This is a genomic window from Clostridium sp. Marseille-P2415, assembly GCF_900155545.1.
In the GTDB taxonomy this organism is placed as follows: Bacteria; Bacillota; Clostridia; order Lachnospirales; family Lachnospiraceae; genus Lacrimispora.
Map to the genome: position 1 here is coordinate 1,761,526 of NZ_LT732526.1, position 18,427 is coordinate 1,779,952.

The window sequence follows — 18,427 nt, forward strand, 5'->3', positions numbered from 1 at the left end:
AAGGGGTAAAAGCTGTTAAGATTTTAACAGATTAATCAACTGGTTTAGAGTTAAATTCAGAAAGGCGGGTTACCATGAACATTCATAATCTGAAAATGTTTATAAGAATAGTGGAAGCCGGCAGTATCTCAAAAACTGCCGAGCAGATGAACATCAGCCAGTCCGCATTAAGCCAGCAGCTGCGAGTCATGGAACAGGAATTCAGCGCACGGCTTTTCGATCGGAACTATCAAGGTGTGATTCCGACTAACATTGGTATGATTGTTTACAACCGTGCTCTGGAGATATTATCGTCCTATGACAGGCTGATCATTGATATCAACAACGCACAGAATCAAAATAAGACCGTACACATCCTTGCTTCTCCCTGCGTATATTCTTATGCCCTGCCATGCACGTTTTACCATGTAAAAAACAAATATCCGGAATATACCCTTAATATGGAGATGATGTCCAGCAGAATCATAGAAGAAAAAGTAGCAAAAGGGTTTGCTGATATGGGAATTATCATAGGCAGACCCAAGGATAAAAATCTATCTGCCAGAAAAGTATTTTCTGACCATGTTTTTCTGGTTGCAGGGGAAAAAATGAAGGTTCCTTCCCAGTTAGACTGCCAGGATCTTTATCATTATCCTCTGCTGATGCTGGTAAAAACCCAGAAGACAAGACAGGTACTGGACAAAATGCTGAATAAAAACGGAATCAGCATCAATCAGCTTCATATTCCTTATACTCTTGAATCGACGGAATCCATTAAACTGTCCGCTATTAATGGCTTCGGGCTTGCTTTTCTTCCCTATATGGCAATCAAGAAGGAAATCTACAACAAACAGCTCCGCATTATTGAATGTCAATGCCTGGAATTTGACAATGAATATTATTCCATAAAAAATGCAGCCAGCGTTCCTCTCAATTATGAATCGTCAAAACTCATTAAATATATTGAAACAATACTAAAAGAGACTATCTGCTAGCAGAAACAGTGATTTCCCATACACCGTTAATGACTTCATCCGTATGATAATTTAAATGATTCGCCTTGCAAAAAGCTTCAATATTTGAAATCGTACAGCTATGATCCGTAACCACCATACATTTCTCCCCGTTTTTTATGGAATCAATGACCTTTCCTAATCTAAGAACAGGGACCGGACAGATATCACCCAAACAATCAATTTTAACCATAGACACTCCTATATCAAGGCACTGACTGCCGCTGTAAGTTCCGCCAGCTTCTTTGCCGCATCAACGCCGCTCAGCCCATTTACACCGGTATAATATTTTACCTCAGGTTCTGTTCCTGATGGACGGATGCAGCACCATGCTCCCTCCTCCAGTTCAAAATATAACACATTAGAAACAGGAAGTGTAGTGGGATATTCCGATCCGCTCTTCATATCCTTTATCACGCCCGTTTCATAATCACGAAACGCTTTCACCTGACAGGTGCCAATGAAAGCCGGTGGATTCTTTCTGATTGCTTTCAAAATCTTTTTAATTTTTTCCGCTCCATCCAGCCCTTTTAAGGTGATTGTGCAAAGGTTCTCTCTGTAATAACCGTATTTCTCGTACAAGCGTTCCATCTGCCGGCAAAGTGTGATTCCCTGAGCCTGGTAATAAGCTGCTGCCTCACACAGCGCCATCACTGCAGCTACTGCATCCTTATCTCTGGCATGGGTTCCCACAAGACATCCATAGCTCTCCTCATAACCAAATAAAAACCTGCGGCTTCCGCTCTGCTCAAAAAAATTAATCTGTTCACCAATATACTTAAACCCTGTCAATGTCTCAATCAGTTCTACGCCATAGGCTTTTGTTATTGCCTTTGACATTTTACCGGAAACAATGGTAGTTACCACTGCCCCATTCTCAGGCAGCTCCTGCTTTGCTTTTTTCTGTGACAAAATATATTCCAGAATGATCATTCCCGACATATTGCCGGTAAATGACTTATATTCCCCATTCTCACCACTCTTTGCATAGATTCCTAAACGGTCTGCATCCGGATCGGTTGCAAGAACCACATCCGCATCCACTTTCTTTGCCAGTTCAAGCGCCAGAGAAAATGCCTTTTTATCTTCAGGATTCGGATAGCTCACGGTAGGGAAATTCCCGTCTGGCAGTTCCTGCTCCGGTACTGAATAAACCTGTTCAAATCCCAGTTCTTTCAGAATACGGCGTACCGGAAGGTTCCCGGTTCCGTGAAGCGGAGTATATACAATCTTCATTTTCTTTCCCTGCTCCCGGATAATTTCCGGATGAATTACCAGCTTTTTCAATTCTTCCATATAACGGTCATCCAGCTCTGTTCCAATTACCCGGTACAGTCCCTGCTCTTTTGCTGCTTCCAGCTCCATGGTCCTGACCTGGTCATAATCTGTTATAGCACTCACTTCTCCAATAATTTCCTTATCTCTTGGTGCAGTAATCTGTGCGCCGTCCTCCCAGTACACCTTATAACCGTTGTATTCCGGCGGATTATGGCTGGCTGTAATCACAATTCCGGCAATGCAGTCAAGCTCTCTCACTGTGAAAGAAAGAATAGGCGTTGGCCTTAAAGACTCAAACACATAAGCAGTAATTCCATTTGCTGCCAGACAAAGTGCAGCTTCCCTGGCAAATTCTGTTGAATAATTCCGGGAGTCATAGGCAATGGCCACGCCCTTTTTTTCTCCTTTTTCCCGGATTATATAATTGGCCAGCCCCTGGGTTGCCTTACGTACCGTATAGATGTTCATCCGGTTCGTCCCGGCCCCAAGGATTCCCCGGAGCCCCCCTGTACCAAATTCCAGTTCTTTATAAAACCGCTCTTTAATCTCTTTCTCATCAGCCTTAATAGCAAGCAGTTCGCTCCTGGTTGTCTCATCAAAATAAGGATTTTTACACCATAGCTGATATTCTTTTCTGGCTTCCATCATTATCTCCCCGCTTTTTTCAGGCACAAATTAAAGACATCAGGTAAAAAGGCTCTGCGTCATGGTCTGTAGCCTCAATAATTTCTATTAAAATTTCATGGACACATATCTCTGTATGGTGCAGAACCGGCTGCAAGTAAAGACAGTCACCCCAGGTTTCATCAAAACTACCATCTAAAATCATAGCGTCCTCTGCTTTTCCATCCACTGTAATTTTGGCTATGGGCGCAGGATGCTTCACAGATTTCCGATATTGCACCGCCAGGTTTCCGCATTCAACCCGAAAGCAGATTCGATCACCCACTTTACTTCCAATCCAGCCACTTTTAAAATGGTCATATACATTTTCTTTTTTACGAAGATCCATATAAAAGCCCCACAGCTTTGGCGAACTGTTCCCATTCTCATATCGGACAGCATTCTGGTATGTATTGGCTGTCAGCGGCCTGGGATAAACCGGCGTTTTCTCTTCCTTATCCCGCTCTTCCCAAACCAGTTCCAGAAGCTTAATCAGTTCTCCCGCCACAAGCGCATGGCCTCTGTCATTGGGATGAAGATAATCTGAAGTCAGGTCTTTTGCCTGATAGGTTCCCTCCTGGATTTCTGCATAAATGCTCTCTTTTATACTCACACAGGGAATTTCATAATGAGCCGCCACTGTATTGTGATATTCCTGTGCATTAATCCCCGTATCATAAAATACATTATTTAAAACCACTACCGCCGGATCGGTATGCCACTGGTACAGTTTCCGGATAACCCCCTCGTAAGTCTCTTTAAAAAATTCTGTTGCATCATCATTGACTGAAAAATCCACAAAGACTACGTCCGGCTGCTCCGTCAATACATCCTTCTCTGCTCTTGCAACTCCAAAAAGCGATGAAGTACCTCCAATCCCTCCATTCACATACTTGATGTCTGCTTTTGGAAACTTTTCTTTCCACCACTGGAAGGTCAAATATGCATAGCAACGCGTGGCATCTGCAGCCAGACTTCCCTGGGTAATGGAACCTCCCAGAAAGCCTACCACAATCCGTTCACCTTTGGACGCCCGTATCATACACTGTTTCAGACGGCTCCAATTTCCTCTGTTAACAATCCCTTTTGTCCGTTTTTCCTGTGCCATAACGCTTCCTTTCTGCTTCCGGAATCCGGATATGCCCCGGAGTCCCGGTACCATTATTGGAATACTGAAAATGGTAAATCCGTTCATCATGCAGCCTCCTTATCACTTCAAAACACATTCTTCCATTATGGTCTTATCCTCACTTTACCGAAGTCCGGTTTCCGTATCGCTTTCTGATACTGCGCTATGCTCCTTAATATATGCCACAACCTCTTGAGCGGTTGTGAAGGCCAGGCCTACGCAGCTGTCTGCAGCTCCATAATAAATTGCAATCTTTCCGCTCCGGGCATCGTGAATGGTTGCACACGGGAAGGTTACATTAGGCACAAATCCCCGCTCTTCATACCACTCTTCCGGAGTCAGTAAAAAGTTCGTGCAGCGGTACTTAACAACAGACGGCTGATCCATATCCAGGATTGCTCCTCCGATGCTGTATACCAGTCCATTGCAGGTTCCTGTCACACCGTGATAAAACAAAAGCCATCCTTCTGTTGTCTCAATAGGAGCAGCGCCTCCGCCGATTTTCACATTCTCCCACCAATAGTCACCGGTCTTTCCCATCACATGTCTGTGTTTTCCCCAGTAAACCATATCCGGGCTTTCTGAGAGATAGATGTCACCAAATGGCGTATGTCCGCTATCGCTGGGCCTGGACAGCATCATGAACTTTCCGTCAATCTTTCTCGGAAACAGCACGGCATTCCGGTTGAAAGGCAAAAATGGATTTTCAATTCTTGTAAAGGTTTTAAAATCAGTTGTCTTTGCCATACCGATGGAAGCGCCATAGCAATCCTGGCACCACATCATATAATAGGTATCCTCCACCTTTACCAGCCTGGGATCGTATGCGTAAATCGGCATAAACGGTTTGCCATCCTCATCCACAAACCGGATTTTCTCTGTTTCAAACTCCCAATGAATTGCATCCTTGCTGTGGCCCAGATAGATATGCGGCACCCCGTTGATCTGCTCTGCGCGGAACACTCCGATAAATGCATCTCCATAAGGAATTACAGCGCTGTTAAAAATTCGGGCAACTCCCTCCAGGGGATTTCTTCCGATAATCGGATTCTCATCATATCTCCATACCGGCATCCAGCTTTTTGCATTTGCTCCCCGCTCCTGCCACGGTACATTCGGTACATTTGGTCCTATAATCTTTACATTGCTCATCGTTTCATTCCCTCCGTTTAGTAAAATCGCACCTCACAATGCGAAGTCCTTTCCAGAACCGTACGTGCGGCTTTCCCGCATACGGCTCTTCATAATAACATTTACAGATTCCCGCTACGCATAGAGATTGTAATACCTCTTGGGATATGCCAGCGGATAATAATCCAGCATCTGCTTAAATTCCTCCCAATTGTAGCTTTTCTTCTGACTCCTTCGATTCATCCAGCGGTATAACAGGCGCGTTGTGTAATAGTGATACTTCATCAGCGATGGTATGTTATACGTCACACCGTAGTATCTGTAGTGTCCAACCAGCTTACGATTAAGGATCAGCATTATCTCTTTTAATGGCTTTGTTCGATTGTTCTTCAGCCACTGTTTCATCTCCTTCAGTTTTGTCCGCATTCGTTTCCCGTTGGTTTTCGGTATCACACAGAACTTTCCCTCCTGGTTTTCTCCGCAATAGAATGTAAATCCCAAGAAATCAAAGGTCTCGGGTTTTCCCTCCCCTTTTCGCTTTCTTCTTTCTTTCGCATATCTCCCGAATTCTACAAGTCTGCTTTTACTCGTCTCTAGTTCCAACCCATATTTACACAGCCGTATCTGCATCTCTTCGTAGTATCGTTTGGCTTCCCCCTTATGTTCAAAGCCTGCCAGGTAATCATCTGCATACACTACCAGAAAACTCATTCCCGTTCCGCGTTTCTCAAAGTATGCTTTGTACCACAACACCAGCACATGGTGCATGTAGATATTTGCCAATATCGGACTGATGATATTTCCTTGGGCGGATCCCCATTCATTCGTCTGATACCTCCCTTCTTCCAGCACTCCTGCTTTCAGATACTTCTTTATCAGCCAGAGTATGTTCGGGTCTTTGATGTAGTATTCAACGAACTTCATTGTCCATTCGTGACTCATATGGTCGAAGAAACCTTTGATATCTGCATCTACAACATAGTTGATACGCTTTCGCACGATACTGATACACATTTCTTTGATTGCCATATGACAGTCGCGTTTCGGCCGGAATCCGTACATGTTCTCCTGAAACTTTGGTTCATATACCGCTTCCAATATCTTCTTTAGTCCTAATTGCACAATTTTATCTTCATAGACTGCAATACCCAGTGGACGCTTCTTTCCATTTGCTTTCGGTATATACACCCGCAGGGTCGGTTTCGGCTTATATGCCTTGTTCCTAAGTCTTTTCACCAGATTTCTGATGTTTTCTCTTAAGTTTTGGCTGTATTCCTCTTTTGTTATTCCATCGACTCCTGTTGCTTTCTTTCCGTCTAATTCTTTATGGCATTGAAGCAATAGTTCCTCATTCAGCAAGTGATACAGTGATGTAAATACCGGTCGGCTTTCATGAGCCGATTTGTCTGCTATTCTTTCTAATTTCGTTTGCATTTATCCTCCCGCCCCTGAGTGCGGTAAATGTGCCCTCAGAAAGAGTGTTATTATGCACTCCCCTTCCCTCCGCCATCATTACTGGCTTCTTTGGTACTATGAGAGTGTCCGACTGCCTGTGACTCCTTTGATTTCCTCCTTGTCATCGTTGTACGTCATACCTGCATGCAGCAGTTATCTGCTTTGCAGGAAATCACAGGCTCTCTCCAGTTGACTGATTAGTCATTGTAAAACATGATTGGCCCTTGGACTCCGTCAAAGCCATAACAAACTCGCTTAACGCTTGTTATGATGTTGCCTTCCGCATGGATAAACTGCGTCGGCCTTTAAGACTTTGTAAAATTTCGAAGCTCGATAGCATTGCAACCCTGTTTCCTGACTGTCTACGCTTAGCCTTGCCTGTTACCAGACAACACCCAAGACTCGCTAACGGTGGCTCGCTACGCCTTGCCGTATGGGATTTCCACCCACTAAACCAATCGCCCTTTTCTGGACGCGCTTATCCTTTCACCGCCCCCTGGGTCAGTCCGCTGTATATCTGCTTCTGACACAGAATAAAGATGAGCAGCGCAGGAATCATCGTTATAATCACTCCGGCACAGATATAGTTGTACTGGTTTCCCAGTGGCCCGGTGAATTTAAACAGCGAGGTAGCTACCGTAACCAGGCGGTTTTTGTCCTGCAGATATAAGTTCGCTGCATAATATTCGTTGTAGGTGCCTACGCCTTTTAAAATCATTACCGTAATAACAGCCGGTTTTAAAAGCGGCAGAAGTACCCGAAAAAAAACGCCAAAATAAGTACATCCATCCATAATTGCCGACTCATCCAGGGCTGTTGAAATATTTTCAAAAAACTGAATAAAAATATAAATGGACATGACATCGGTTCCGCACATCATCACAATATATCCCGGCAGGCTGTTAATCCAGCCCAGGCTGTACATAATCTGATAAACAGACACCTGCATTGCAATTCCCGGAAGCAGGGAAGCAAACAGGAACATATTCCGAATCAGCCCATTTCCCGGAAATTTGAACCGGCTCAGGACATATGCCAGCATGGAGCCTGTCAGTACAGAACCAATTAATACAAACACCAGAATGATTGCCGAGTTGCGAAAAGCAACCCCCATATTAGCCTTATGCCATGCCTCAATAAAGTTATCAAAATACAGCCAGCTTTTTGGAAAGGTCATGACATTGGTCGATGCGTATTCCTCCGGTGTCTTAAAGGCTGTAATCACACAAACAACCACTGGCAGCACCGAAATGACCGCACCTGCAATCAAAGTCATATATTGAACCAAGGACCACGCAGATTTCTTTATTTTCGCCTGACTGCTCTTTGACATCACAGTCTGCCTCCTTTCTGCGCCTTCCGCTTCTTCTGCTTTCTCCGGCAACGGATCGAGTCCTGATCTCCTGTTCCAAAGAAATACCGCTCTGCCAGCTTTTGAATCAATGTTGCCAACAAAATTAATGCAAAAAGTACGATTGCCATTGCAGAGGCAAGCCCAACCTTCTGGCTCTCATGTGCCAGCTTATTCATGATTACAAAATAGGTACCTGTACCAAATTCACCACCTGTGATTACATATGGAGGCTCAAATACGCTCAGTGAACCGGTAATCGCCAGAATCATATTCAGCACAATGATAGTTTTGATACCGGGGAATATAATATAACGGAACTTATTCCAGCCGGAAGCCCCATCAATAGCCGCTGCTTCATAGAGAGTGCTGTCAATGGACATAATCGCTCCGATAAACAGCACCATATTCTGTCCCATATAACGCCAGACCGACGTTGCCGCAATAGAAATATTATTGATACTCTTATTTTTCAGCCAGTAAGGAAGAGATTCCAGATTAAATCCGCACCACTGCAGCACTGTATCCAGCACAAAACCTCTGGTGTAGAAAAATTTAAAGATAAAGCCAACTGCAATTCCGCATACCAGATAAGGAAAGAACATCAGTCCCTTAAACACGCCTGCTCCCCTGACACGAAAACTCAGAACGGATGCAAACCACAATGCAAATCCAAGCTGCACAAAGGATGCAATAATATAATATGCGCTCAGCTTCAGCGCCTGAAAGCAATCTTTTCTCAAGAACACTTCGGCATAATTTCCAAGACCTATAAATTCCCTGTTACCGATATATTTCATATCATAAAAGCTAAACTGAACCATTTTGAAAAACGGAATATATGTAAATACCAATAACAGCAGCAATGGGAACAGCATAAATGTGATAATACAGAGCCTCTTATTCACTTTTCCCGATTGTATCCACTTTACAAAGCGCCCTATATGTTCCGTAAAGCTCAATGAAGTTTTCTCTTCCTTCATATGATCTTCCCTCCCGGCCACATTTAATGGGTAATTCCGAATTTTTCCTGTGCTGCTGTCCACTTCCCGTTCCACTCCGCCGCCAGCTCATCCATGGCCGGATGCCCGTCAATAGCCGCTTCTACTACGCTTTTTGCCATGCCTCCGGAAACATTAATTCCCAGCTCAGACTCATTATTCACATCATTGTCTAAGGTTTCTTCGCCCTCTGGAATTGGAACATCATATAAAAGCCCTACCTCATGAAACGACTCAAGAAAATCCGGCAGTTTTGCATCTGCCTGAATCGGCACACCACCCTCATCCGTTTCAAATCCAGATTCTTCCACCAGCCATTTTACATACACCATTGCAGCCGTCTGCTCATCAGCCGTACGATTGCAGTTAATGCCATAATTGTAATCCGGACCTACATTGGTGTACTGCTTTCCATCTACAGAAATCGGAAATGGCATATACGCCACATCATCCCCATGTTCTCCCGCATTCTTCATCTGGATAATGGACCAGGAACCCAAGGCCATACAGGCAATCTCACCGTTATTCAAACGGGCCTTGCTGCCCTCCCAATCGGTGGTCGTCGGATCGTCCTCTGTAAGGCCCCGTGCTACTGACTGATAAAGTGTATTGTATACAGCATAAGGTCCTGTCTGATCCCCTCTGTCAGCAAAGGGATTTTCGCCCTTCACTCTTTCCTCATGTGCAAAATCCGCCTGCCCAGTCGCACATGCATCGATATAAGCATCCCAGGCCCCCATGGTCCACCCGGCTGCAAAATTAGTGTACAGCGGAATCGCATCGGTATTGTCCTTTATTTTCTGGAGCGCAGCCAGAAACTCATCCGGGGTTTTGGGCACCTCTGTCACTCCTGCCTCCTCAAATATCCTTTTATTGTAAACAATTCCCTGGATGTTTCCCATGGAAGGAATTCCATATACCTTTCCGCCGTAGCTGTAATTCTGAAGCATAGTGTATTCTTTAGAAAGCGTGTCGTAATCCCCCATGCAGGTAAAGTAGTTCTCAAGTTCATCTTTATCTACCGTCGTCGGAATCATGCAGATATCCCCCCAATCTCCGGTGGTCAGCCTGGTGGTGATATCATCTGCATAATTGGTGATTCCTTCATATTCGATGTGAATATTCGGATAAATCTTATTGAACTCTTTCACATACTTGGTAAAGGTAGTGTCAATAACATCTGTCTTATGCGTAAGGAATTTCAAATCTGCACTTAAATCCGTATAATCCTCTCCCAGCTTAATCTGTTCAAAGGTAATACCCGGACTCACCTTCTCAGCCATTTTTCCCTTCGCTCCGATCCCGGTATCTCCTCCGTTTCCACACGCAGTAACGGAAAATGCCATCACTCCGGCCAATGTACAAGCAATAATTTTTTTTCTTTCCTTTAATTTCATATCCTTCTCCCCTACTTTATTTTTAATTATTTTTTAAGTTTATTTAATCTTAGCATATCCATATTTTAATCTCAAGTGTAAAGTTGTTTTTACCGCATTTTTGTCCGCTTTATGATTTTTTTCATGTGTTTTTTGTGCATTATGTAGCCATGTAATCGTTTTGATTTGTTTTTTACTTTTTCTTTAATTAAATTATTCACAATAAATTAAGTTATTTTAACAGCAAAAAAGGCAGCGTTGCCGCTGCCGTTTCTTCTACCAGATTTATTTTTCTATTGCTCTCACGCTGTCACGTTCCACAACAAAGCTATCCAGATAGCGTACACCACAATAACTACGGTCACCTCTAATTTTTTTAAGAAGAATCCTGACTGCTGTCTGCGCCATTTCCTTCATATCAACGTGGTAAGTAGTAAGCTTCTTTGCAAAAGGATGCCCATACAGATAATCATCATATCCTACTACCGAAACATCTTCCGGTATCCTGTACCCTGCTGATATCAACTTGTCATACACGATGCCTGCCGTCAAATCATTACAACAGACAAAGGCCGTTGGCATCACCTTCGGAAGCACGAACTCCGCCGCTCTCTGCACCAGCCTGGGATCATCAATCACCCAATCCGGATTCAGGGAAATCCCCCACTCCTCCAACCCTTTCCGGTAACCAAAGTAACGGTTACACAAGTTCTCATCAGTGGCAATCTCTCCTACATATGCAATATCCCGATGTCCACGCTTCAAAAGATAGCGGGTCATCTTATACATGCCGATGTAGTTGTTTGACATAACTGCATCACAAGTCAGAGCATCTGAAAAAAAGTCCATCAACACTACCGGAAGCTTTATCATACCAATCATTTTTTTGATGAATGTTTCCTCCATCTTTCCAATGACAATCAGTCCGTCAATGTTACCTTCTTTAAGCATCTTAGGCAGTTCCATCTGCTGTTCTGTCTCTGTTCCGATAATCTCCAGCATCGTCAGATTCTGCTTCTTTGCTGCTGCAAATGCGACCTGCTGGTACATCGCCCAATAAAAAGAACCACCCACATCAATATACCGGTGTGCCACTACCACCCCGATCGTCAAAGTAGAACGTAACGGTTTCACGCTTTTCACCTTATCGTATCCGAGCTCCTGTGCCTTTACAATAATCTGGTTTCTCATATCATGACTGACGCCTTTTTTACCGGAAAGGGCATTGGATACGGTTACCACACTAATTCCCAGCGCATCCGCAATATCTTTCAGCTTAACAGAACCTGCCATCTGGCTTCCTCCTATACATAATCGAATTTCCTTCATGTACTTTCCCTTGCATCAGACGGATTCCTGCTGGAGTACCGTTTTTATGAATTCGTTTCAGTAAAGTAGAAACGCTGATTTCCGCCATTATTTTCTCATCATTCTCATAGGTCATTAATTCCAAACCTTCTACCTGGCTTCCATGCACACGGTCATATGCAGCAACCGACACTTCATCCGGTACGGCGATTCCCTTTTCCCTGAGTTTTTTTATCAGCAGTGCAGCACTTTTTTCGCAGTTGCATACATAGGCTGTAGGCAAAACCTCCGGCAATTCAAATTCCGCTACTGAAGCATATCCCTCTTTTTTCCGATCTTGAAGAGGCGGCAGCTCCGGAATATGATTCAGCAAAAGAGCCTTGCAGTATCCCATATAGCGATCCATAATGCTGCCCGTTGCTCCCGGGGTTCCTACAAACGTAATCTGACGGTGGCCATAATCAATCAGCCGTTGCGTAATTGCCTGCATTCCCCGGAAACCGTCTGTAATGATAAAATCCATATCCTTGTCCGCGTCATAAAAATCAACACATACCGCAGGCTGCAGCGAATTCGTCCGGACTGTCTCCAGAAATCCCGGATTTACTTCTCCTAACATCAGGATTCCATCGATTGCGGCATTAGAAAATACAATAGGGGGCTCCTCCAGCCGCTCCCTGGCTTGGTCTACTACCTCCAGTATAGTTAAAGCTCCTTGTCTTGCCGCTTCCTGGGAAATCCGTTTATAAATATCCATATAAAAGGAGGGGGTTTCCTTTACATAACGTTCCGCAATCACGACCCCAATCCGTTTTGATCCGCCAGATTCATCCCCCTCTTTCTTGTGATATCCCATCTCTTTTGCAAGAGCCAGAATACTGCCGCGCACCTCTTCACTTGCACCCTTTTTCCCCAGGAGTACATTGGATACCGTTACTGTGCTGACCCCTGCACGGTCTGCTATCATTTGCAACGTCACATTCTTCTTAATTTTTGACATGCCTGTGTCTCTCTTTAACTTAAATTTTAATTAAATCCAGTTAATTTTATCATTAAATTTGACACAGGTCAACACATCTGAGATGTCACATTGTGCCAGCTTGAACGCTTTATTGTCACAGCTTGATATATTATGCCGCTTGCCTCCTTTCAATAAAAGCCAAAAGGCAAGTGACAATTCCCCAATAGCCATAGGTGCGCTAAGTACCGTATCAATAATTGCTTTAAAATTTTCGTAGTTGGGCAAAAGTAAATTTGCAAAATCAGTTGCCAGATAGCACAAAGCTGCAAATACCAGAGCGGAAAAGTATGACAGAAGCTATAATTTTATCGGCTGTTGCAGCTTTACGTTGTGATAAATCTTTCATTTGGTTTATCATTATAATTCCTCCAATATTTCATTTATTGATTGTATGCCTTTATCTATTTTTTCCAGTGCATTTTGCACACTTGCTTATTGATAAATAACTTGTTATATTATATGAATCAACATATGCCTGTAACTATTTACGTTGTTATATCTATCTTTAGGAAAAGAAGGGGTTCTATGACATTACAGCAACTAAAATATATTGTTACAGTAGCGGAATGCGGCTCCATAAATGAGGCTGCAAAGCAACTGTTTATCTCTCAGCCGAGTCTCTCAAATGCCATTAAAGAGGTGGAATTGAAAGCAAAGAGGACTCTGTTCCTGCGTACTCCGAGGGGAATGCAGATCACGGAAGAGGGGTTGGAATTTCTCGGCTATGCCCGTCAGGTGTTGCAGCAGATGGATATGCTGGAGGGCAAGTATCTGAATGAACAGAATGGGAAGCAACGCTTTTCCGTTTCCACACAGCACTATACATTTGCCGCAAATGCATTCGTGGAATTGGTAAAGCAGTTTGGCGGAGAGGTTTATGATTTTACGCTTCACGAGGGTACAACCCATGATATAATTGAAAACGTGAAGAGTCTCCGTAGTGACCTCGGTATTATTTATCTGAGCTATGCGAACGAAACTGTCATTGAAAAACTGTTGTCCGACAACGACCTGATATTCAAACACCTTTTTAATGCAAAGCCACATGTGTTTCTGTTCAGGAACCATCCACTGGCGGGTAAGGACATGGTTACGCTTGATGAACTGGAGGATTACCCATGCATCACCTACAATCAGGGCATTTACAATTCTTTTTATTATTCTGAGGAAATCCTGTCCACAAGAACGGCAGCAAAACAGATACGCGTAAGCGACCGCGCTGCTGTCGTGAATTTTATCATTGGTCTGAATGCTTATACGATTTCGTCCGGAGTGTTTCCAGCTTACTTACACGGCAATGATATCATTGCCGTACAGCTGGATGTGGACGAAAAGATAGAGGTAGGCACAATTACGCACAAGGATATGGTTCTAAATGAACTGGGGCACATCTATCTTGCTGCGTTAGAAAAATACGCAGAGGGTATATAGTTTCAACCTATATCAATACATACAAAACTCATAATTTAGTATAGCGCTTTTGGGTGCTATACTATTTTTATCTCAAAAAATTTCAGAAGATTTCAAAATAAGCCAGATATAATGGAGGGAGTATTGCTATGCCTGTTTCTACACTAACTGCACTCATTGCCTACATGTTAATTAATTCTTTCACGCCTGGTCCGGGAAACATTTTAACGCTTACCACCATAACGGCCTATGGATGGAAAAGGGGAAAAATGCTATTTTTCGGCATCGTATGCGGATATTATTGCGTACAGGCCATTTGCGCCGCTGCTATTTTCGGACTGAGTCATTACCTGTCACCCATACTGACTATAATGAAGTATTTTGGCGCGGTTTATCTCTTGTGGCTTTCCATACATATTGTCAGAAGCAGGCCGGATGAAAGCGGCAAGGCTAAGGAGCCTTTGTTCTGTACGGGATTCTTATTGCAGTTTGTTAACGTCAAAATATATTTTTACGGTATGACCTGCCTTACGGGATATGTCGTACCGTATTATAATTCTTTTGCCGCTCTATTGGGTACGGAAATGATAATTGCCTCCGTCGGTTCGCTCGCGTCCTTATTATGGGCATGGTTTGGCATGAAAATACAGAAAAAGTACTATAAATCCATCAATATTATTTTCGCTGTTTTTTTGATTTATTGTGCTTGGACTATGGTATTTTAGGCCTGTTTCATATATATTGTGCATGGAAATTTGTGAATGGAAAATGAAAAATTTTAGAGATGTTGTTTAGAAAAAAATTCTGTGCAGTTTCATAACCGCACAGAATTTTAATATTAGATACCATTAAGCAACACTGTAGATTTTAACATCCGGATCTGCACTCCATAGTGGTTTAAGTCCAACAAATACATCATTTTTGAACATCTCGCTGCTTAAATATGCCTGTGCATGTTCTACACTGTCAAATCCGTGCAATACCTGAACATCTTCCTCCCGGATCAGCAAGTCTTTTGTCAATGCACCTTCAATCTTCTTAAGAAATGGCTCGCGATAATCTGTATATACCTTTGCTGCAGCAGGACGATTTGCATTTTCAATTTTCATCGTGATTTCAAGATATGCATTTACTTTCATTGTTTGTTCCTCCTAAAATAAATTTGTTTGCTCTTTCATGAGCTTGGCTATATTATAAACAGAATACTTTGAAAGAGGAATATATCAGTAAATTTATTAGTTACTATTAATTTTATTAGTTATATTCGTTGCCCACTGGAATATGGATTGGAGGCTTTCGGGGTTTAACTCATTCATGTTCTATTTCTATTTTTCCAAATTCCACTTCCTTACAATGCCCGTAACCCCATCCGTCTTTACTTCCAGCTCCTCGTTCTCCATGTAGAACCGGGTGGTGAACACGGAGAATCCACCGTTAATATAGACCTCCATAATGGAATGATCCATCAGGATATCCAGAGATTTCAGATCCTTTAACTCTGCCCTTCGAACGCTCCTGCCGCTGCCTGATCCGTCCTTGAATTCCATGGAAAAGACCTGCTTCTCCCTGTTATAGGCCAGTATGAGACTGCCGCAGAAACTGATTTCCATGGTCTCGTTCTCCATGTTATCTATCTGAATCTCTGAAGCCATAGTGCAGAAAAATTTTTTATCCTGTATAAGCTCTTCGGACCTTCTCAGCCCCCGGACCTCTTCCACAGGCATTTGGCAGATGACATTTTCCTTAAGAGTCAGCTCTCTGGGAAGAGTGAACATATGCTGCCAGCCCTGTTCTATGGCCGGTGCATTGTTATATTCTTCGCAATCAATCATCCCTGCCCATCCAACCAGGATTCTTCTCCCCTTTTCATCCAAAAACGTTTGAGGAGCATAAAAATCAAAGCCCATATCCCATTCCCGAAACTCCGACAATTCATAACCGCCTTCCGCCTTATAATCCCCTTTCATCAGGAAATATCCCGACTGGTACCGATTCTGGAACCGAAGCTCCTTTGCCTTTAAACCCTGTGGCGATACGGAAAGGACGGAAACAGTGTCCAGGGCAAATAAATCAGGACATTCCCACATATATCCGAAGTCACCTCCGGTCTGAATGCGGTTGATGTACCGCCAATGCAGCCTGTCATCGGATTCAAACACCAGGACAACGCCCTGATCCCTGTTGGTCCTGGCTCCCTGAACCATGTAATACCGACCATTTTCTTTAAATACCTTTGGGTCCCTTACGTGGCAGCTCACATCAGCGGGATAGTCCTCATTTGTCATCAGGCACTGCTTTTCACCCATGAAATGGCCGTCCCGGGTCTTCACCAGTATGGTGTTGGCCCCTCTGCCCTCTGATACGTAATCGTAATCCCCTTCCTCTTTCACATTACCCGTATAATAGAGGTAAATGTTCCCGTCCTCTGTCAGGGCCGAGCCGGAATACACGCCGTCCCTGTCATAGGGACTGTCCGGGGATAAAACGATGCCGGTATAATTCCAGCGGACCAAATCACGGGACTCATAATGGCCCCAGTGTTTTAAGCCGCCCTCCGGGCTTTCCGGCACATACTGGAAATAAAAATGGAAAGTCCCATCCATCTGGCACAGACCGTTGGGATCGTTGAGCCACCCGTCAGGGGGGGCCAGATGGTAAGCGGGATAAAACATGCCGCGGTCAGCTCTCATTTTTCTCAAACCTTTCCGTTATCATCCTTATATAGAATCCAGGATATAACAAATGCAGCACCTCCTGCAATGAGCATGGTAATCAGATAAGAAAGCGCATAATTGGCGGTAATCAGGAATCCGAACAGCCCCGTAATGCCGTATGCGGTGGCGCTGATTCCCATGACAGACGCGTACAAAGCACCTATCCCCCCGCCGATACAGCCGGCAATAAATGGCTTTACGTAGCGGATATTCACACCGAAGATGGCAGGCTCTGTAATTCCTAAGAAAGCAGAGAGGGAAGCAGGAAAGGCCAGGGCCTTTGTCTTTTTATTCCTGGTCTTTATGGCCAGAGCCAGAGCGGCCGCGCCCTGGGCCACATTGGCGGCCGTTGCGATCGGCATCCAGGTGTTGGCTCCTGTGGAGCTTAGCATGCCTGCCTCTATGGCATTATACATATGATGGACTCCCGCTACCACGGTAGGAGCGTAAACGCCCCCGATAAAGAAAGCGCCGATTCCAAAAGGGAGGCTGATCAAAAACTGCGCTCCACCCAGCACCCGATTTTCCAGAGCGGAAAATACAGGGCCTAAAATCGTAAGGGATAAGTAGCCTGTTACGAGAACGGTTACCAGGGGCGTTACGAATAAATCGATCATCTCCGGCACCACCTTGTGGAGTTTTTTTTCAATTGAGCTCATTACAAATACCGCAATGACCACGGGAATCACGTGCCCCTGATATCCCACCAAGTTGATGTTGTAAAGGCCGAACCAGGCGCTGGCCGTTGGCACGGAGTCAGCCCCTGCCACGCTCCAGGCGTTCATCAAGTCCGGGTGGATCATAATCATGCCAATAACCGCACCCAGGAACATGTTGCCGCCAAAGGTTTTTGCCGCGCTGATGGCGATCAGGACCGGCAGGAATACAAAGGCAGCGTTGCTGAATAAATGGATGATGGTGTAGGTGCCTGACTGGGACATGGCCGGGAATACGTTAGAAAACCCTTCCAGCAAGCCCATCAGCAGTCCGCTTGCCACGATGGCAGGAATGATGGGGACGAAGATGTCTCCCAATGTCTTGATAGCCCGCATGAACACGTTCTGTCTGGAAGCCGCAGCCTGCTTTACCTCCTCCCTGGAAGCTTCCTGAATTTCCGCCAGTTTGACGAACTCATCATACACCTTGTTGACCACTCCCGTGCCTAAAATGACCTGAAGCTGGCCCGAGGCCTCGAACACGCCCTTGACTCCGTCGATGGCTTCAATTTCCTGTTTTCTGCACTTTCCATTGTCCCCGATCACCAGACGGAGCCTGGTGGCACAATGAGCCGCTGAAATAATATTTTCTTTCCCGCCGATACATGAAATGATTGATGCCGCTGTTTTGCCATAGTCCATTTGAATACCTTCCCTTTCCCTTTGAAAAAAGCGTTTTTGATTACGTTTAAGGAGGCGTAGGGAACCTGCCGCTTTCCCTTTCCTTATTTCCTACGCCCTATATGTAATCGATTTCATATTGTAATTGAATTATACAATGGTTAATTGTAAAAATATATTGGTAATATATATGAAATCAATTTCATATTATTGTTACATTTTACTAAACTGTCTCTTCTTAAAACGCTTTTTTACAACAAA

At 44.1% G+C, this 18,427-nt stretch carries 17 protein-coding genes; 3 read left to right on the plus strand and 14 right to left on the minus strand.

Annotated elements, in window-relative coordinates:
* The first annotated feature begins 74 nt into the window (after positions 1-74).
* Positions 75-974: a LysR family transcriptional regulator gene (locus BQ9856_RS13075; RefSeq protein WP_077611436.1), complete on the plus strand. Its 900-nt coding sequence runs from the start codon at positions 75-77 to the stop codon at positions 972-974.
* On the opposite strand, the gene BQ9856_RS13080 is transcribed toward BQ9856_RS13075, so the two are convergent.
* From BQ9856_RS13080 to BQ9856_RS25755, 11 genes are all read right to left on the minus strand, one after another.
* Positions 964-1,185: a sulfurtransferase TusA family protein gene (locus tag BQ9856_RS13080; protein WP_077611437.1), complete on the minus strand. Its 222-nt coding sequence runs from the start codon at positions 1,183-1,185 to the stop codon at positions 964-966. The two genes, BQ9856_RS13075 and BQ9856_RS13080, sit on opposite strands and share 11 nt — an antisense overlap.
* Positions 1,186-1,193: 8 nt before the next feature.
* Positions 1,194-2,915 carry a phospho-sugar mutase gene (locus BQ9856_RS13085; RefSeq protein ID WP_077611438.1) on the minus strand — a complete coding sequence of 574 codons (1,722 nt, stop codon included), beginning with the start codon at positions 2,913-2,915 and terminating at the stop codon, positions 1,194-1,196.
* Between the two features lie 19 nt (positions 2,916-2,934).
* A complete protein-coding gene (locus tag BQ9856_RS13090; RefSeq protein ID WP_235839205.1) occupies positions 2,935-4,131 on the minus strand; it encodes an SGNH/GDSL hydrolase family protein in 1,197 nt (398 codons plus the stop codon).
* 54 nt (positions 4,132-4,185) lie between these two features.
* Positions 4,186-5,214, minus strand: a complete 1,029-nt coding sequence (locus BQ9856_RS13095) for a glycoside hydrolase family 130 protein (protein ID WP_077611439.1) — start codon at positions 5,212-5,214, stop codon at positions 4,186-4,188.
* A gap of 114 nt (positions 5,215-5,328) precedes the next feature.
* Positions 5,329-6,627: a group II intron reverse transcriptase/maturase gene (gene ltrA / locus BQ9856_RS13100; RefSeq protein WP_077609315.1), complete on the minus strand. Its 1,299-nt coding sequence runs from the start codon at positions 6,625-6,627 to the stop codon at positions 5,329-5,331.
* A gap of 499 nt (positions 6,628-7,126) precedes the next feature.
* On the minus strand, positions 7,127-7,981 hold the full coding sequence (locus tag BQ9856_RS13105) for a carbohydrate ABC transporter permease (RefSeq protein ID WP_077611440.1): 855 nt from the start codon (positions 7,979-7,981) through the stop codon (positions 7,127-7,129).
* A complete protein-coding gene (locus BQ9856_RS13110; protein ID WP_077611441.1) occupies positions 7,981-8,982 on the minus strand; it encodes a carbohydrate ABC transporter permease in 1,002 nt (333 codons plus the stop codon). Before BQ9856_RS13110 ends, BQ9856_RS13105 begins: the two co-directional genes overlap by 1 nt.
* Before the next feature lie 23 nt (positions 8,983-9,005).
* Complete coding sequence (locus BQ9856_RS13115) at positions 9,006-10,397, minus strand: ABC transporter substrate-binding protein (protein WP_077611442.1); 1,392 nt, start codon at positions 10,395-10,397, stop codon at positions 9,006-9,008.
* Between the two features lie 264 nt (positions 10,398-10,661).
* Positions 10,662-11,669: a LacI family DNA-binding transcriptional regulator gene (locus BQ9856_RS13120; RefSeq protein ID WP_159441994.1), complete on the minus strand. Its 1,008-nt coding sequence runs from the start codon at positions 11,667-11,669 to the stop codon at positions 10,662-10,664.
* Positions 11,653-12,684 carry a LacI family DNA-binding transcriptional regulator gene (locus tag BQ9856_RS13125; RefSeq protein ID WP_077611444.1) on the minus strand — a complete coding sequence of 344 codons (1,032 nt, stop codon included), beginning with the start codon at positions 12,682-12,684 and terminating at the stop codon, positions 11,653-11,655. The genes BQ9856_RS13120 and BQ9856_RS13125 overlap by 17 nt, the downstream gene beginning before the upstream one ends.
* A gap of 30 nt (positions 12,685-12,714) precedes the next feature.
* Positions 12,715-12,999: a DUF4386 family protein gene (locus BQ9856_RS25755; protein ID WP_077611445.1), complete on the minus strand. Its 285-nt coding sequence runs from the start codon at positions 12,997-12,999 to the stop codon at positions 12,715-12,717.
* A gap of 231 nt (positions 13,000-13,230) precedes the next feature.
* On the opposite strand from BQ9856_RS25755, the gene BQ9856_RS13135 reads away from it, so the two are divergent.
* Both BQ9856_RS13135 and BQ9856_RS13140 read left to right on the plus strand, forming a co-directional pair.
* Complete coding sequence (locus tag BQ9856_RS13135) at positions 13,231-14,136, plus strand: LysR family transcriptional regulator (RefSeq protein ID WP_077611446.1); 906 nt, start codon at positions 13,231-13,233, stop codon at positions 14,134-14,136.
* Between the two features lie 128 nt (positions 14,137-14,264).
* Positions 14,265-14,840 carry a LysE family transporter gene (locus BQ9856_RS13140; RefSeq protein WP_077611447.1) on the plus strand — a complete coding sequence of 192 codons (576 nt, stop codon included), beginning with the start codon at positions 14,265-14,267 and terminating at the stop codon, positions 14,838-14,840.
* A 123-nt stretch (positions 14,841-14,963) separates the two neighbouring features.
* On the opposite strand, the gene BQ9856_RS13145 is transcribed toward BQ9856_RS13140, so the two are convergent.
* From BQ9856_RS13145 to BQ9856_RS13155, 3 genes are all read right to left on the minus strand, one after another.
* Positions 14,964-15,254: a hypothetical protein gene (locus BQ9856_RS13145; protein WP_077611448.1), complete on the minus strand. Its 291-nt coding sequence runs from the start codon at positions 15,252-15,254 to the stop codon at positions 14,964-14,966.
* A 186-nt stretch (positions 15,255-15,440) separates the two neighbouring features.
* Entirely contained in the window at positions 15,441-16,805 is a 1,365-nt protein-coding gene (locus tag BQ9856_RS13150; protein WP_077611449.1) for a glycoside hydrolase family 32 protein, read from the minus strand.
* A 5-nt stretch (positions 16,806-16,810) separates the two neighbouring features.
* On the minus strand, positions 16,811-18,187 hold the full coding sequence (locus BQ9856_RS13155; protein WP_077611450.1) for a sucrose-specific PTS transporter subunit IIBC: 1,377 nt from the start codon (positions 18,185-18,187) through the stop codon (positions 16,811-16,813).
* Between the last annotated feature and the right edge of the window lie 240 nt (positions 18,188-18,427).

What these genes read in the sequence shown, in the direction of transcription:
- BQ9856_RS13115 (WP_077611442.1), bottom strand. Translation starts at nt 10,397, where the DNA reads ATGAAATTAAAGGAAAGAAAAAAAATTATTGCTTGTACATTGGCCGGA.
- BQ9856_RS13080 (WP_077611437.1), bottom strand. Translation starts at nt 1,185, where the DNA reads ATGGTTAAAATTGATTGTTTGGGTGATATCTGTCCGGTCCCTGTTCTT.
- BQ9856_RS13105 (WP_077611440.1), bottom strand. Translation starts at nt 7,981, where the DNA reads ATGTCAAAGAGCAGTCAGGCGAAAATAAAGAAATCTGCGTGGTCCTTG.
- BQ9856_RS13075 (WP_077611436.1), top strand. Translation starts at nt 75, where the DNA reads ATGAACATTCATAATCTGAAAATGTTTATAAGAATAGTGGAAGCCGGC.
- BQ9856_RS13085 (WP_077611438.1), bottom strand. Translation starts at nt 2,915, where the DNA reads ATGGAAGCCAGAAAAGAATATCAGCTATGGTGTAAAAATCCTTATTTT.
- BQ9856_RS13135 (WP_077611446.1), top strand. Translation starts at nt 13,231, where the DNA reads ATGACATTACAGCAACTAAAATATATTGTTACAGTAGCGGAATGCGGC.
- BQ9856_RS13095 (WP_077611439.1), bottom strand. Translation starts at nt 5,214, where the DNA reads ATGAGCAATGTAAAGATTATAGGACCAAATGTACCGAATGTACCGTGG.
- BQ9856_RS13090 (WP_235839205.1), bottom strand. Translation starts at nt 4,131, where the DNA reads ATGATGAACGGATTTACCATTTTCAGTATTCCAATAATGGTACCGGGA.
- BQ9856_RS13145 (WP_077611448.1), bottom strand. Translation starts at nt 15,254, where the DNA reads ATGAAAGTAAATGCATATCTTGAAATCACGATGAAAATTGAAAATGCA.
- BQ9856_RS13155 (WP_077611450.1), bottom strand. Translation starts at nt 18,187, where the DNA reads ATGGACTATGGCAAAACAGCGGCATCAATCATTTCATGTATCGGCGGG.
- BQ9856_RS13125 (WP_077611444.1), bottom strand. Translation starts at nt 12,684, where the DNA reads ATGTCAAAAATTAAGAAGAATGTGACGTTGCAAATGATAGCAGACCGT.
- BQ9856_RS13110 (WP_077611441.1), bottom strand. Translation starts at nt 8,982, where the DNA reads ATGAAGGAAGAGAAAACTTCATTGAGCTTTACGGAACATATAGGGCGC.
- BQ9856_RS13140 (WP_077611447.1), top strand. Translation starts at nt 14,265, where the DNA reads ATGCCTGTTTCTACACTAACTGCACTCATTGCCTACATGTTAATTAAT.
- ltrA (WP_077609315.1), bottom strand. Translation starts at nt 6,627, where the DNA reads ATGCAAACGAAATTAGAAAGAATAGCAGACAAATCGGCTCATGAAAGC.
- BQ9856_RS13120 (WP_159441994.1), bottom strand. Translation starts at nt 11,669, where the DNA reads ATGGCAGGTTCTGTTAAGCTGAAAGATATTGCGGATGCGCTGGGAATT.
- BQ9856_RS13150 (WP_077611449.1), bottom strand. Translation starts at nt 16,805, where the DNA reads ATGAGAGCTGACCGCGGCATGTTTTATCCCGCTTACCATCTGGCCCCC.